The sequence below is a fragment of the Microbispora sp. CA-135349 genome, assembly GCF_050947365.1.
Lineage (GTDB): Bacteria > Actinomycetota > Actinomycetes > Streptosporangiales > Streptosporangiaceae > Microbispora.
This window is the reverse complement of the sequence record NZ_CP192001.1, coordinates 4035459-4049389: the sequence shown is the minus strand read 5'-3', so window position 1 is coordinate 4049389 and position 13931 is coordinate 4035459. Positions and strand designations below refer to the sequence as shown.

The 13931-nt window shown below is 71.5% G+C and carries 13 protein-coding genes and 1 riboswitch; of the genes, 2 read left to right on the top strand and 11 right to left on the bottom strand.

Going from position 1 to position 13931, the window contains the following annotated elements; genetic code table 11:
- Window positions 1-308: 308 nt before the first annotated feature.
- Window positions 309-509, top strand: coding sequence for a DUF5999 family protein (locus tag ACQPZZ_RS18795; protein WP_169952435.1), 201 nt, complete (start codon window positions 309-311; stop codon window positions 507-509).
- On the opposite strand, the gene ACQPZZ_RS18790 is transcribed toward ACQPZZ_RS18795, so the two are convergent.
- On the bottom strand, window positions 506-1108 hold the full coding sequence (locus ACQPZZ_RS18790) for an alpha/beta hydrolase family protein (protein WP_432933757.1): 603 nt from the start codon (window positions 1106-1108) through the stop codon (window positions 506-508). The genes ACQPZZ_RS18795 and ACQPZZ_RS18790 overlap by 4 nt on opposite strands.
- Before the next feature lie 93 nt (window positions 1109-1201).
- Here ACQPZZ_RS18790 and ACQPZZ_RS18785 point away from each other — a divergent pair, with 93 nt between their 5' ends.
- Window positions 1202-1609, top strand: a complete 408-nt coding sequence (locus ACQPZZ_RS18785; RefSeq protein ID WP_432933755.1) for a hypothetical protein — start codon at window positions 1202-1204, stop codon at window positions 1607-1609.
- Window positions 1610-1686: 77 nt separating this feature from the next.
- Here ACQPZZ_RS18785 and ACQPZZ_RS18780 read toward each other — a convergent pair whose 3' ends face one another.
- The 10 genes from ACQPZZ_RS18780 to ACQPZZ_RS18735 form a co-directional block, all read right to left on the bottom strand.
- On the bottom strand, window positions 1687-2238 hold the full coding sequence (locus ACQPZZ_RS18780; RefSeq protein WP_432933753.1) for a hypothetical protein: 552 nt from the start codon (window positions 2236-2238) through the stop codon (window positions 1687-1689).
- Between the two features lie 91 nt (window positions 2239-2329).
- Window positions 2330-5155, bottom strand: coding sequence for an aminomethyl-transferring glycine dehydrogenase (gcvP, locus tag ACQPZZ_RS18775; RefSeq protein WP_432933751.1), 2826 nt, complete (start codon window positions 5153-5155; stop codon window positions 2330-2332).
- 179 nt (window positions 5156-5334) lie between these two features.
- Window positions 5335-5426: riboswitch (glycine riboswitch) on the bottom strand.
- Window positions 5427-5491: 65 nt separating this feature from the next.
- Window positions 5492-6109 (bottom strand): MerR family transcriptional regulator, encoded by a 618-nt coding sequence (locus ACQPZZ_RS18770; RefSeq protein ID WP_182907002.1) that lies wholly within the window; start codon window positions 6107-6109, stop codon window positions 5492-5494.
- A 155-nt stretch (window positions 6110-6264) separates the two neighbouring features.
- Window positions 6265-6735 (bottom strand): bifunctional nuclease family protein, encoded by a 471-nt coding sequence (locus ACQPZZ_RS18765; RefSeq protein WP_139577972.1) that lies wholly within the window; start codon window positions 6733-6735, stop codon window positions 6265-6267.
- Window positions 6736-6811: 76 nt separating this feature from the next.
- On the bottom strand, window positions 6812-7468 hold the full coding sequence (ftsR, locus tag ACQPZZ_RS18760; protein ID WP_363637562.1) for a transcriptional regulator FtsR: 657 nt from the start codon (window positions 7466-7468) through the stop codon (window positions 6812-6814).
- A 19-nt stretch (window positions 7469-7487) separates the two neighbouring features.
- A complete protein-coding gene (locus tag ACQPZZ_RS18755; protein ID WP_432933748.1) occupies window positions 7488-7991 on the bottom strand; it encodes an FHA domain-containing protein in 504 nt (167 codons plus the stop codon).
- Between the two features lie 347 nt (window positions 7992-8338).
- The gene (locus ACQPZZ_RS18750) at window positions 8339-10843 is read right to left on the bottom strand and encodes a sugar phosphate nucleotidyltransferase (protein WP_432933746.1); all 2505 of its coding nucleotides are present in this window, start codon (window positions 10841-10843) and stop codon (window positions 8339-8341) included.
- A 3-nt stretch (window positions 10844-10846) separates the two neighbouring features.
- A complete protein-coding gene (locus ACQPZZ_RS18745; protein WP_432933744.1) occupies window positions 10847-11413 on the bottom strand; it encodes a CDP-alcohol phosphatidyltransferase family protein in 567 nt (188 codons plus the stop codon).
- A 10-nt stretch (window positions 11414-11423) separates the two neighbouring features.
- Entirely contained in the window at window positions 11424-12113 is a 690-nt protein-coding gene (locus ACQPZZ_RS18740) for a response regulator (RefSeq protein WP_432933742.1), read from the bottom strand.
- Window positions 12110-13798, bottom strand: coding sequence for a sensor histidine kinase (locus ACQPZZ_RS18735; RefSeq protein WP_432933740.1), 1689 nt, complete (start codon window positions 13796-13798; stop codon window positions 12110-12112). The genes ACQPZZ_RS18740 and ACQPZZ_RS18735 overlap by 4 nt, the downstream gene beginning before the upstream one ends.
- Window positions 13799-13931: the final 133 nt, after the last annotated feature.

Genomic DNA, 13931 nt, shown 5'->3' with positions numbered 1-13931 from the left:
GTGATCTCCTGGTTATCGGACCGTCGGCGTGTCGAGGTCGGACCGTTGCCCCCAATGGGGCATTCTTGTGTACTAGGTCACATCAGTGTGCGCGAGCCTGCTCGGGGTGCGGCCGGGGCCCCTGCCCGACCGGCGGAAATGCTCCGAACTGACTATGTCGTACGCATGCGGCCAGGCCGCAGACTGGTGGAGTCCAGTGTGGTGTTCGTCATACCGGGGCCCTCGCACCCTGAACGAGGACGCCGGCGACGGCGCCCCTGGACGACCGGAAGACAAAACGAGCGAACGATAAACACGGAGCCCCGGCGATGTGCCCTCATGAACCGGCCTGTCCCACCGCGGACGCGAAGGACCGAGAAGCCGCCCGCACGATAGCCTGTCACCCAGAGCAGGGCTGGAGCCTGCTCTGCAACGGAGTCGTGCTCTTCGAGGACACCGGCGAGTTGCTGCCCGACGGCGGCGTCATCGCCCCGCACCGCCCCACCGACATGGCCATCAGCGCGGCCTAGCCCTCCACCGGCAGAGGGGGGAACAGCCACCGCGCCACCGCCTCGCCCACCCGGGCGGGGTCCTTCTTGAACTCGTGCCCCTCCCCCGGGAGGACCACGAGACGTGCGGCGTCCTTCTCGTCCGGCACGCCGAACGGATCCCGATCTCCGTTGACCACGAGCACGGGGACTCCCGCCTGCCGCAGTTCTTCCGCCCGCGAGCGTTCCGGCTTGCCCGGCGGGTGCAGCGGGAACGCGAGCGCCACCACCGCCTCGGCGCCGGCGGCGCGCGCGGTGCGGCAGGCGACCCGCGCGCCGTTGCTCCGTCCGCCCTGGACGAGCGGCAGGCCCCGGTGGCGCCCGCGGAGCCCGGCGACGATCGACAGCCACGCCTCGTCCTGCTTCACCGCCGAGCCCGGCGCCCGCGCGCCCCGCAGCCGGAACGGCTGCACCACCCGGGCGACCGTCCCCCCGGCGGCCAGCACCGCGTCCCGTACGGCGAGCAGATCGGGGGCGTCCACACCTCCCCCGGACCCGTGGGTCAGGACCAGCAGCAGCCGGGCATCGGCCGCCTCGTCCACCTCGGCCAGGGCGCGGCCGTGCGGGGTCTCGATCTCCATGCCGGTGACGGTAGCGGGTCCGACCGGAGCAGGAGGCGGCGACCCTCCGATCGGAGGATGGCGGATCCCCTCGCAAGCGGCGAGAATGCCATGGTGCCGGACATCGCATCGCAGCAACCGCCCGCGACCGGGCGTCCCGTCCCCCCGCCGCCGGCGGCCTCCTCGACTCGCGAGGACCTGCGCGCAGTCATGGCGGCCCGCCGTGACCTCGGCCCGGAGTACGAGGACGCGCTGGTCGACTCGTTCCTCGACAAGCTCGACGTGGAGATCGCCGCGCGGGTACGCAACGAGGTGGCGGCCCAGCTGCACCACCGGCCGCCGGGGCCTCCGGTGAAGCAGAAGGACAGCGCCGTGGGCGTGGTCATGGGGTCGCTGGCCCTGGGCATCCCGCTGACCGGGATCGCGGTGGGGAACGCCGGCCTGCCGGGCCTGTTCCTGTCCTGGGGCGGAATCATCGCCGTCAACTTCGCCTACGCCATCAGCCGCCGCTCCCAGCGCTGAGCCCGGCCTGCGCCGAGATCGTCACGCACTGAGATCGTCATGCCTGGGACCGGCCTGCCTGGGACCGGTCCGCCGGATCAGGCCTCCACGCCCTCCACGACCTCCTCCATGGCGGGACGCACGTCCCGTCCGAGGCGGAGCCGCACCTGCTCGGCCAGCGCCTCGTCGGGGTGATCAAGGCCGTACCGCCACACGGTCTCCGCGTCGGCGTCGCGGCCGCGCAGCGGCAGCGTACGGGCCAGCAGTTCGATCGCGAGCGCGCCGGTGCCGGCGTCGGCCCCCTCCTGACGGCTGTCCTCCACGGCCCCGGCGAACTGCGCGCACGCCATCTCCAGGTGCGCCATGCCGAGCAGCACCCGCAGGCGCGCCGGATCCGCCACGGTGCTGACCGACAGCGCCTCCAGCAGGACGTCGGCGGCCCGCTCGGGCTCGCCGTCCTCCAGCAGCCGCTCGGCCATGCGCTCCACCACGACGGACAGGCCTTCGCCGGCCTCGCCGCGTTCCGGCGCGGCCTCGTCCGCGGCGAGTTCGGCGAAGATCGCGGCAGCGCCGTCGAGGTCGCCGCCTTCGGCGAGCCGGCGCGCGTGGTCGAGCCGGTCGGACCGCCGCCCGGAATCGATGGCCGTCATACAGGGGCCTCGCATGGTCGCAGGTGATGAGGAACGATCACCGCGATCTTAACGAGACCGGCCGCCGGGCGGGGCCGACATGCCCAACCGATCAATCCTCGTACGCCTCGAGGGGCGGGCAGGAGCAGACGAGGTTGCGGTCGCCGTACGCCTGGTCGATGCGGCGCACCGGCGACCAGTACTTGTCGTCCCGCAGGCCGGGCACCGGGTAGGCGGCCGCCGCCCGGGAGTAGGGGTGGGTCCACTCGTCCGCCGTGAGGCATTCGGCCGTGTGCGGGGCGTTGCGCAGCGGGTTGTCGGTCTTGTCGAACTCGCCCGACGCCACCTTGGCGATCTCGCCCCGGATGGCGATCATCGCGTCGGCGAAGCGGTCGAGCTCGGCCAGGTCCTCGCTCTCGGTCGGCTCGATCATGAGCGTCCCGGCGACGGGGAACGACATCGTGGGCGCGTGGAAGCCGTAGTCGATCAGCCGCTTGGCCACGTCGTCGACCGTGACGCCGGTCTCCTTGGTGATCTGCCGCAGGTCGACGATGCACTCGTGCGCGACCAGGCCGCCCCTGCCGGTGTACAGAACCGGGTAGTGCGGCGCGAGGCGCCGGGCCAGGTAGTTGGCCGACAGGATCGCCTGCTCGGTGGCCTGCCGCAGCCCGTCGCCGCCCATCATCCGGACGTACGCCCAGGAGATCGGCAGGATGCCCGCCGAGCCGTACGGCGCGGCCGACACGTGCGCCGGCAGGTGCTCGGCGAGGTGGGCCTTGACGGCCACCGGGCCGACGCCCGGCCCGCCGCCGCCGTGCGGGATGCAGAAGGTCTTGTGCAGGTTGAGGTGGGAGACGTCCGCACCGAACTCGCCCAGCTTGGCCAGGCCCACCAGTGCGTTGAGGTTGGCTCCGTCGACGTAGACCTGCCCGCCGGCCTCGTGCACCCGCTCGCAGATCTCGACGATCGTCTCCTCGTACACGCCGTGCGTGGACGGGTAGGTCACCATGATCGCGGCGAGCGCGTCGCGGTGCTTGTCGATCTTGGCGGCGAGGTCGGCGAGGTCGACGTTCCCGTCCGCGTCACAGGCCACCACGACCACGCGCATGCCCGCCATGACGGCGCTGGCGGCGTTGGTGCCGTGCGCGGACGACGGGATGAGGCAGACGTCGCGGCCGCCCTCGCCCCTCGACCGGTGGTAGGACCTGATGGCCAGCAGCCCGGCGAACTCGCCCTGCGAGCCCGCGTTCGGCTGGATCGACACCCGGTCGTAGCCGGTGACCTCGGCCAGCCAGCCCTCCAGCGTCGCGATCAGCTCGGCGTACCCCTCGGCCTGCTCCGCGGGCGCGAACGGGTGCACCGAGGCGAACTCCGGCCAGGTGATCGGCTCCATCTCGGTGGTCGCGTTGAGCTTCATCGTGCAGGAGCCCAGCGGGATCATCGAGCGGTCGAGCGCGATGTCCTTGTCCTGCAGGCGCCGCAGGTAGCGCAGCATGGCCGTCTCGGACCTGTGGGCGTGGAACACCGGGTGGGTGAGGAAGTCCGAGGTCCGCTGCAGGTCGGCCGGGAGCGCGTCGGAGGTGACCCGGTCGAGATCCTCGAGCACCACGTCGGCGACCCCGAAGGCCGCCCAGACGGCCCGCAGATGGCCGGTGGTGGTCTTCTCGTCGCAGGCGACGCCGACGTGGTCGGCGCCGGCCTGGCGCAGGTTCACGCCCCGCTCGGCGGCGGCGGCCACGACCTGGGCGGCCCGCCCGGGCACGTGGGCGAGCACGGTGTCGAAGAACTCGTCGTGGACGACCTCCACGCCGCCCTCGCGCAGCCCGGCGGCGAGGACGGCCGCGTGCCGGTGCACCCGCTGGGCGATCCTCCTGAGGCCCTCCGGGCCGTGGTAGACGGCGTACATCGACGCCATCACCGCGAGCAGGACCTGCGCGGTGCAGATGTTGCTGGTGGCCTTCTCCCGCCGGATGTGCTGCTCGCGGGTCTGCAGGGCCAGGCGGTAGGCGGGGCGTCCGTCGGCGTCCACCGAGACGCCCACGAGACGGCCCGGCATCTGCCGCTGCAGGCCCTCGCGGACCGCCATGTACGCCGCGTGGGGCCCGCCGTAGCCCAGGGGGACACCGAAGCGCTGGGAGGAGCCGACGGCGATGTCGGCGCCCTGCTCACCCGGGGACTCCAGCAGGGTCAGCGCCAGCAGGTCGGCCGCGGCCACCAGGAGCGCGCCCCGCGCGTGCGCCCGCTCGGCGACGGCGCGCAAGGACGCCACCCGGCCGCTCGCGCCCGGATACTGGACGAGGACCCCGAAGCATTCGGGCAGTTCACCGGCGAGGTCCGACTCCACCAGTGTGATGCCGAGCGGCTCGGCACGGGTCGCCAGCACGGCCTTGGTCTGCGGCAGCGCGTCGGCGTCCACCACGAACACGTCGGTCTTCGCCTTGCTCGCCCGCCGGGCCAGCGTCATCGCCTCGGCCACGGCCGTCGCCTCGTCGAGCAGGGACGCGCCGGCGACGCCGAGGCCGGTGAGGTCCGACACGACCGTCTGGAAGTTCAGCAGCGCCTCCAGCCGTCCCTGCGAGATCTCCGGCTGGTACGGGGTGTACGCGGTGTACCAGCCGGGGTTCTCCAGCACGTTGCGGAGGACGACGCCGGGGGTGATCGTGTCGTGGTAGCCGAGGCCGATCATGGGAGTCAGCACCCGGTTGCGGCCGGCGAGGGCGCGCAGTTCGGCCAGGGCCTCGGCCTCCCCCACCGCCTCCGGCAGGTTCAGCGGACCGCGCGTGCGGATCGCCTCGGGCACGGCGACGGCGAGCAGGTCGGCGATCGACTCGTAGCCGACGGCCTCCAGCATGCGGGAGCGGTCGGCATCGGAGGGGCCGATGTGACGGGTCGCGAAGGGCGGGGCGGAAAGATCGTGAAGAGTGGAGCGATCGGTCATGACGAGGGCCTCCTGGGCGGGTCGAGACCTGCGGCGACCGCCCCGCCCGTGGGGCGCGGCCGGTCGTGAAGCGGTCTCCCCCTCTGTCATCGGACCTGAGAGCTTCACCGGGCGGTCGAGCCCGGCTTTCCCCTTCGGTGAGGCACCGCCTGGCCGGCGGGCCTGCTTTTCAGAGTCGCCTCGTCCGTGCGGTACGGATGCCTGAGAGATTCCGGGGAGGTTGCTCCTTCGGCGCCCCTGAACGATCAGGGGTCTCTCCCGCACGAGGTCGTCGGCCGTGTTCCACTCTACCGGCTACCCGTTATCGGAGATGACTACCCTCCTGCCCGATTGATCTCAGCCGGTCCTGCGGGCCTTTCTGCGGCGGGCCAGCTCGTCCGCCGGATGGTCCCCCTCCGCATCCGGGGCGGGCTCCGCGCGCTCACCCGGAAGCTCGGCGAGCGATCCCTCGACCTCCCGCCAGACCCGCCCGAGCGCGATGCCGAACACACCCTGGCCGCCCTGCAGCAGATCGATCACCTCGTCGGCGCTCGTGCACTCGTAGACGCTCACGCCGTCGCTCATCAAGGTGATCTGCGCCAGGTCGTTGACGCCGCGGTCGCGCAGGTGCCGTACGGCGGTGCGTATCTGCTGGAGGGAGACCCCCGTGTCGAGAAGACGTTTGACGACCTTCAGGACGAGGATGTCGCGGAAGCTGTACAGTCGCTGGGACCCGGATCCCTGAGCCGCTCTTATCGTCGGGAGCACCAGTTCGGTCCGGGCCCAGTAGTCGAGCTGCCGGTAGGTGATCCCGGCGGCCGCGCACGCCGTCGGCCCGCGGTATCCGATGCCCTGGGGCAGCGCCGTCGGCTGCTCGTCGAACAGCAGACCCTGTTCGCCGGCGCGCTCGCGCGCCGCCTGCCGAACCGGGTCGTGCTGGCCGGCCGACTTACCCTCGCCGCTGCTGACCGCCACTGCGGACCTCCGGCTTTCTCTCATCCCACGGTCTGATCTGGGGGTTCGTGAATTACAACCGTGGTTTCCCTTGCACCGTAGGACCGGGGCCATCGTCAGTCAACGACCCCGTCCGGCGCGTCGTGAAGCGTAATCTCCCGAAATCGTCCGGCACGTCAGCCCGCCCGGCCGAAGTCTTCCGGTGTGATTTTGTCCAGGAACTCGCGGAACTTCTCCACTTCGTCCTCCTGGTCGTCGGGCATGCTCACGCCCGCCTCCTGGATCACGTCCTCACTCGCGTAGATCGTCGCCCCCGTACGCAACGCCAGCGCGATCGAGTCCGAAGGACGCGCGCTGACCTCCACGCCGTTGGAGAAGACCAGGTCGGCGAAGAAGATTCCATCGCGGAGCGCGACGATGTTGACGGTGCGCAACCGCACCCCCAAGGCCTCAAGAACGTCACGGAACAAGTCGTGGGTCAGCGGCCGGGGCGGCGGCTCCTCCGCCTGGGCCAGCGCAATAGCGGTCGCCTCGGTCATGCCTATCCAGATCGGCAGATACCGATCACCACTCGTCTCCTTCAGGAGAACGATCGGCTGGTTGGTGGGCATCTCAACGCGAACCCCCACGACCTCCATCTGCAACACGGGCGGCTCCGTCTCAAGCGTCGCGGCATATCACCAGGCATTCAACGTAACACCCACGGAGGAGCGGATGTGCCGGTCACCGCCCTAGAACGCCGCGAACACTCCCACGCAGTAACGCATTGTGCAGTTCCTGGAGAAGTCCGGAGATTTCGCGGGCGGTCTCGTCCGCTTCCGCGATCGCTCCCGGCGCCTTGCGCTTCAGCAGCGGGGCCACCGCCTGCTCGATCAGGCCGGCCTCCCGCTCCACCGCCGCGCGTACCGCCCTCAGGTGCCGCGCCTGCAGGCCGAACCGCGCCAGCGCCCCCACGCTGCGCGCGACTTCCAGGGCCTCCCCGTCGTACCGGCGCGCGACGGGAGCGACCAGGCCGAAGCTCTCCATCTCGGCCAGCGTCTCCTCGTCGATGCCGGCGGCCTCGATCAGTTCCTCCCGGCTGAGGCGCACGGGCGGGGCGCCGTCGGACACGGCGTGCGGGCGGGCCGCCTGCTCGTCCAGCTGATCCTTGATCACCCGGAGCGGCAGATACTGGTCACGCTGCGCCCGCAGGATGTACCGCAGGCGCTCGACGTCGTTGAAGGTGAACTTGCGGTACCCGGACGGGCTCCGCTGGGGCTCGATCAGCCCCTCACCCTCCAGAAACCGGATCTTGGAGACGGTCACGTCCGGGAACTCGCCCTGCAGCAGGCCGAGCACCTCCCCGATGCTCATGAACGCCCGTACGGCCTGTGCGCTCATGACTCCTCCTCCTCACCGATCACAACCCTCCCGGACCACGCGTGAGGAACACCAGCCGGAACTTGCCGATCTGCACCTCGTCGCCGCCCTGCAACGGGGACTCCTCGATGCGCTCACGGTTGACGTAGGTGCCGTTGAGGCTGCCGACGTCACGCACGGTGAACTGGCCGCCGCGCCGGTAGAACTCCACGTGCCTTCTGGACACGGTCACATCGTCCAGGAAAATGTCGCTTTCCGGGTGACGACCCGCCGTAGTGAGGTCACTGTCGAGCAGAAACCGGCTGCCCGCGTTCGGGCCCCGCATGACCACCAGAAGAGCCGTGCCGGGGGGCAGCTGTTCGACCGCCGCCCTGTCCGGCAGAAGCGTCTGGCCCGCCTCCGCCTCGAGCGCATCGAGTGAGATCGTCGAGGTCGTGTCGGCTGCGACGGGCGCCGGAGCGCTCAGCGGCGAACCGCATCGTGAACAGAAACGGGCATCCTCGGGGTTGGCATGACCGCACTGCGTGCAGTAGACGCTGGGCATCGAACGGCTCGGCCTCTCTCACGACTTGCTCTAGGACTAGCTCAAACTGCGAATGCCGCAACTTACGCTGATCAGGCACAAAGGTCAAGACCGCGCATGGGCGCGGACTGACCAACGCTACAGCCCACGGCGGTTCAAGGTCCATCCCGACACATGCATCCGTCCACCCTCGGCACCGCCTCTCCCCCCAACCGATCCCCCATCCCTCACCCGTGATCTTGCGATTGGTGGCAGAGATGCCCCAGGCCCGGGCTTTCATTCTTCATGATCTTGCACCATTTCGCACATCGGCCGCTCGACCGGGATTCATCCGATCAGTGATCTTTCAAGAGCAGTGAAACCGCAGGTCAGCGGGAGCCTGCGGCGTGTTCGACGACGTGGGCCCAGCGCTCCAGGAGGGCCTGCGCGGTGTCCATGTCGTGGCCCTCGGCCCACAGATGGGTGACGGCCTCGGCGGGGTCGGGCAGGACGAGGGCCCAGCTTCCGTCGTCCTCCACCACGCGGACGCCGTCGGTGGTGTCCAGGCGGTGACCCTCGGCCGCCTCGACGACCGAGCGCATCACGGCGCCCTTGTGCGCCCAGGGTGTGGGGACGGTCCGTTTGAGCAGCTTGGCCTCAGGGATGCGGGCGTCGATCTGGCTCAGCGACAGCCGGGTGCGCGCGACCAGGCCGAGCAGGCGCAGGAACACCGCCAGGCCGTCCACGGTGGGCGCGAACTCCGGGACGATGAAGCCGCCCTTCCCGTCCCCGGCGAAGATCGTGTCGGGATGCCGCGCCGACCTCGTCAGCGTGTCGAGGCTCGTGGCCGTCCAGTCGACCTGCACGCCGTGGAAGCGGCACACCATCTCCGCCACCCGCGTCGTGGTGACCGGCAGGGCGACCCTGCCGGCCCGGCGCTCGGCCGCCACCAGGTCGAGCACGACGAGCAGCGCCCGCTCCTCGCTGATCAGCTGGCCCATCTCGTCCACCAGTGAGACGCGCTCCCCCACCGGGTCGAACCGCACGCCGAAGGCGGCCCTGGCCGAGGCCACCAGCTCCGCCAGGCGCTGCAGATCGCGGCGGCGCTCGGCGAGCGTCTCGGTCGGCGAGGCGTCGTCGAGGCGGTTGTTCACGGTCAGCACGTCGACCCCGGCGCGGCCCAGCAGGTTCGGCAGCACGAGCGAGGAGGTCCCGCCCGCGCAGTCGACCACGACCTTCATCTCCGTGTCCTTCACCCCGGACATGTCGATGCAGGACAGCAGCTCCCGGGCGTAGGTGTCGACGGCACGCGCCGGGAAGGTCAGCTCGGCGATCTCACCGGGGAACGCGCGCCGGTACTCCTGCCGGGAGAAGACCCGCTCCAGCTTGCGCTGGGCCGCCTGGGACAGGTCGGCCCCCGTCTCGTCCATGAACACGATGTCGACGCTCTGGGGGTCGCCCGCCGTCGTGCGCACGGCGATGCCGCCCCGCACGTTCTCCCGCGAGGTGTTGAAGCGGGCGACCGGCAGGGCGGAGGCCTCCAGGTCGACGACGTTGATCGCACTGGAGTTCAGCGCGCTGATCACCGCGCGCTTGAGCGCGCGCGCCGCGCGCGAGGCGTCGCGGGAGGTGACCACCGTGTCGCCCTTGCGCAGCGTCGTGGCGTACGCGCTGGCCAGTCGTACGCACAGCTCCGGGGTGATCTCCACGTTGACCAGCCCGGAGACCCCGCGGGGGCCGAACAGGCTGCGCTGGCCGCGCGACTCCCAGATGACGCTGGTGTTGACGACGGTGCCCGCCTCGATCGTCTTGAACGGGTAGATCTTCACGCCGGAGGAGACGTACGTCTCGGCCTCGATGACGCACTCGTCTCCCACGACCGCGTTCTCCTCGATCCTGGCGCCGGTCATCACGTCGGTGTTCTTGCCGATCACGCAGCCGCGCAGGTGGGCGGCCGGGCCGACGTACACGTTGTCGCTGACCACGGCGCGGTGCAGGAAGGCGCCCTCCTTGACGACGGCGTTGCTGCCGAGCACGGTGTATTCCCGCAGTTCGGCGCCGGCCTCGACCTTGGCGTAGTCGCCGATGTAGAGGGGGCCCTTGAGCACGGCCTCGGGGTCCACCGACGCGCCCTCCGCGGCCCACACGCCCGGGGCCAGCTCGAACGCGTCGAAGTCGACCTTGACCTTGCCCTCCAGCACGTCGGCCTGGGCCTTGAGGTAGCTCTCGTGCGTGCCGACGTCCTCCCAGTAGCCCTCGGCCACGTAGCCGAACAGCCGGCAGCCCCCCTCCAGAAGCCTCGGGAAGATGTCGGACGACCAGTCGACGGACTGGCCGGGGGCGATCTCGTCGAGGACCGACGGTTCCATGATGTAGATGCCGGTGTTGACCGTGTCGGAGAACACCTGGCCCCAGGTGGGCTTCTCCAGGAAACGCTGGATGCGGCCGCTGTCGTCCACGATGATGATCCCGAACTCCAGCGGGTTGGGCACGCGCTTGAGGCCGATGGTGACCAGCGCCCGGTTCTCACGATGGAAACGGAGCATGTCGGTCAGGTCGATGTCGGTGAGCGCGTCGCCGGAGATCACCAAGAAGCGGTCGTCGCGGAGCTTGTCGGCGGCGTTCTTCACGCTGCCGGCCGTGCCGAGCGGCACCTCCTCGGTGGCGTAGTGGAGGGTCATGCCCAGCTCGTCGCCGTCGCCGAAGTAGTTGCGGATCAGGGCGGCCAGGAACTGCACCGTCACCACGGTCTCGGTGAACCCGTGCCGCTTCAGCAGCCGCAGCACGTGCTCCATGATCGGCCGGTTGATGATGGGCAGCAGGGGTTTGGGCTGGTTCGCGGTCATCGGCCGCAGCCGTGTCCCCTCCCCGCCCGCCATGACGACGGCCTTCACGGGTCACCCCTTCGTTAGCTGGCGCACCTGTACGACATACAACACCCCCGCCCACCAATACAGACCAGTTCCCCAGATGGCGAAGGCCCATCCGAAGATCGCGGCAATCTCGGCGTACCACCCCTCGTGCGAGGCGAGGAAGAGCAGCGGGAACGCGTACATCAGGGCGGCGGTGCCCGCCTTGCCGAGGAAGTGGACGGGCAGGGCCGGGCCGTACCCGTGCCGGCGCAGCAGGGGCGGCATCCACAGCAGCAGCACGTCGCGCAGCGGCACCGCGACCGCGAGCCACCAGGGGACGACACCGCGCAGGACCAGGCCCACCAGGGTGGCGAGGATGTAGAGCCGGTCGGCGAGCGGGTCGATGAGCCGGCCCAGCCTGCTGATCTGGTTCCAGGCGCGGGCGAGCTTGCCGTCGAGCCAGTCGCTGAAGCCCGCGAGCGCCAGCAGCGCGATGGCCCATCCGTCGGCGTGGGGACCCAGCACGAGCCAGAGGAAGACGGGGACGCCGAGCAGCCGCAGGGCGCTCAGCAGGTTGGGCACCGTCCAGATCCGGTCCTCGGCAGCGTTCACGCCCCAGACCCTACATGCCGCTCTCCCCGCCGCTCCGCCCAGGAGCCACCGGGTTGAACCCGGTGTCGACCAGTCCGAACCGGTGCGCCATCACCGCCGCCTGCGTGCGGTTGCGCAGCCCCAGCTTGTCGATGATCGCGGCGACGTGACTCTTGACCGTCGTGACCCCCACGTGCAGCCGTCCGGCGATCTCGGCGTTGGACAGGCCCATCCCGACCAGGGTGAGCACCTGGGCCTCGCGCCCGGTGAGGCCGGGCGGCAGCGGCACCGCCTGCCGCTCGGCCGCCAGGGCCCGTTCGACGACGCGCCGCAGCACGGACGGCGCGAGCGGAGCCTCCCCCGTCGCGGCCCGCCGTACCGACTCGACCATCCGCGCGGGCGGGTCGTCCTTGACCAGGAACCCGAGCGCGCCCGCGCCCAGCGCGGCGTAGAGGTTCTCGTCCTCGGCGAACGTGGTGAGCACGACGATCCGGGCGGACGGCTGGGCCGCGAGGATCCTGCGGGTGGCCTCCAGGCCGTCGACACGAGGCATCCGCAGGTCCATGAGCACCACGTCCGGGCGGTGCCGCTCGGCCAGCCGTACGGCCTCGGCCCCGTCGGCCGCCTCCCCGCACACCTCGACGTCCCCGGCCGCCTCCAGCATCATCCGTACGCCCGCCCGCACCAGGGCCTGGTCGTCGGCGACCACGACGCGGATCACGCGAACCTCCCCGCCACCCGGCAGTGCGGCCCGCCGCCGCCCGGAACGGGCAGCGAGGCGGTGAGCCGCCAGCCGCCGTCCTCCGCCGGGCCCGCGGTGACGTGCCCGCCGAAGGCGCGGGTCCGTTCCCGCATGCCCGCGAGGCCCTGGCCGTGGGACGGCAGCGCCTCCGGGGGACGGGACGTGCCGGGGCCGTTGCGCACCTCCACGGTGAGCGCGTCCGGGCGCATCTTCACGTCGACCTCCGCGTGGGCCCCCGGCCCCGCGTGTTTGAGCACGTTCGTCAGCCCCTCCTGGACGATCCTCGCGGCCGACGCCCGCACCACCAACGGGGCGCGCTCCGCCTCGGCCGAAACGCGCAGGTCCACACGCAGACCGGCCGCCGACATCCGGGCCACGGCGTCGCGCAGCACGTCGCCGGGGTCGGCGAGCATGTTCGCGAGCGCGAGGTCCGCGCCCAGATCCGGTCCCAGGGTCTCGTCCGGGTCGCGCAGCACGGCCAGCAGGCCGCGCAGGTCCTCCAGCACGCGGTGCCCGGTGTCCCTGATGTCGGCGAGCGCCTCGGCGGCCGGTCCGCTCGCTCCCGCGTACTGCGCGGCGCTCGCCCGCAGCACCATGGCGCCCACGTGGTGGGCCACGATGTCGTGGACCTCGCGGGCGATCCGCTCCCGTTCGGCCAGCCGGGCGGCCCGGCCGCGTTCGGCCGTGAGCTCCGCCGCGTGCCGGGCCTGCGCCTGCCGTACGCCCAGGTAGCGGCCGATCGCCACCGGCGCGGTCACCATCGTCATCAGCGCGACCACCCGGAACGGGGTGATGTCGGCGGGATCGTCCACGACCACGATCGCGGCGACCGAGCAGGTCAGGGAGTACGCCGCGGCGACCCACGGCCAGGCGGCGCGGGTCGCGAAGACGCCGAGGGCCACCAGGGCGAGCAGTTGCAGGCTGTTGCCGGTCCTCGGGGCGTACTGGTCGGCCACGACCAGCGCGAGGCTCTCCAGCAGCAGGACCGCGCCGGGCAGATGCCGCACGACGCCCAGCGCGAGCCCCGCGAGCATCACCCCGAGCGCGACCGCCCACACCGGCAGCTCCCCACCGTGCCAGTACGGCCAGGTGGTCAGCACCGACAGCGCCACCCCGCCGCCGGCGAGCAGCAGGTCGAGCAGCGGCGCGGGGTCCTCCTTGCGGCGCCCCTCCTGACCGCGCAGGTAACGGCCGATCAGCACCGGCGCCGCGATCAGCCCGACGGAATAGAACCAGGTGTTGCTCGTGACCGCGATGCCGGGGTCGGCGAGGTTGACGGCCGTCGCGGCGGAGGCGAGCACGGCGGCCGGCGCCGTCCAGCCCCAGCCGTGCGACCGGGCCAGCACGCCCATGGAGATCGGCAGCAGGACCTGCAGGGTGTTGACGGTGAACGCGCCGAGCTGGTCGCAGATCACCAGCAGCACGGACAGGTAGACGGCCACGGGGCCGGGCCGCCGGCGCAGCAGGCCCATCGGCAGCCCGGCCAGCAGGGCGAAGCCCGTTCCCACCCACGCCGGGGCCGGGCCGGGGCCGCTCCAGGAACCCGCGCTGACGAGCACGTCGAGCCCGGTCCCGCACGCCGCCAGGCCGATGTCGAGAACCGTGCCGCGCGAGAGCCTGAAGGGCCTGCCGGTGAGGATCCGGCGTGTCGGGGGCCACCGCATGAGGGAACGCTATCGCCCGCCCGCGCGGAACCCGGTCCTCCGGTGGGAGGACGGCCTCTCCTCCTTCTGGCCGGTCCCGTCCGCCGAACGGCCGTACGCGGTGATCCACCGGGCCGCCAGGTCGGTCCGGACG

Coding starts and splice junctions, on each gene's coding strand:
- ACQPZZ_RS18795 (WP_169952435.1), top strand. CDS start 309: ATGTGCCCTCATGAACCGGCCTGTCCCACCGCGGACGCGAAGGACCGA.
- ACQPZZ_RS18790 (WP_432933757.1), bottom strand. CDS start 1,108: ATGGAGATCGAGACCCCGCACGGCCGCGCCCTGGCCGAGGTGGACGAG.
- ACQPZZ_RS18780 (WP_432933753.1), bottom strand. CDS start 2,238: ATGACGGCCATCGATTCCGGGCGGCGGTCCGACCGGCTCGACCACGCG.
- gcvP (WP_432933751.1), bottom strand. CDS start 5,155: ATGACCGATCGCTCCACTCTTCACGATCTTTCCGCCCCGCCCTTCGCG.
- ftsR (WP_363637562.1), bottom strand. CDS start 7,468: ATGAGCGCACAGGCCGTACGGGCGTTCATGAGCATCGGGGAGGTGCTC.
- ACQPZZ_RS18755 (WP_432933748.1), bottom strand. CDS start 7,991: ATGCCCAGCGTCTACTGCACGCAGTGCGGTCATGCCAACCCCGAGGAT.
- ACQPZZ_RS18735 (WP_432933740.1), bottom strand. CDS start 13,798: ATGCGGTGGCCCCCGACACGCCGGATCCTCACCGGCAGGCCCTTCAGG.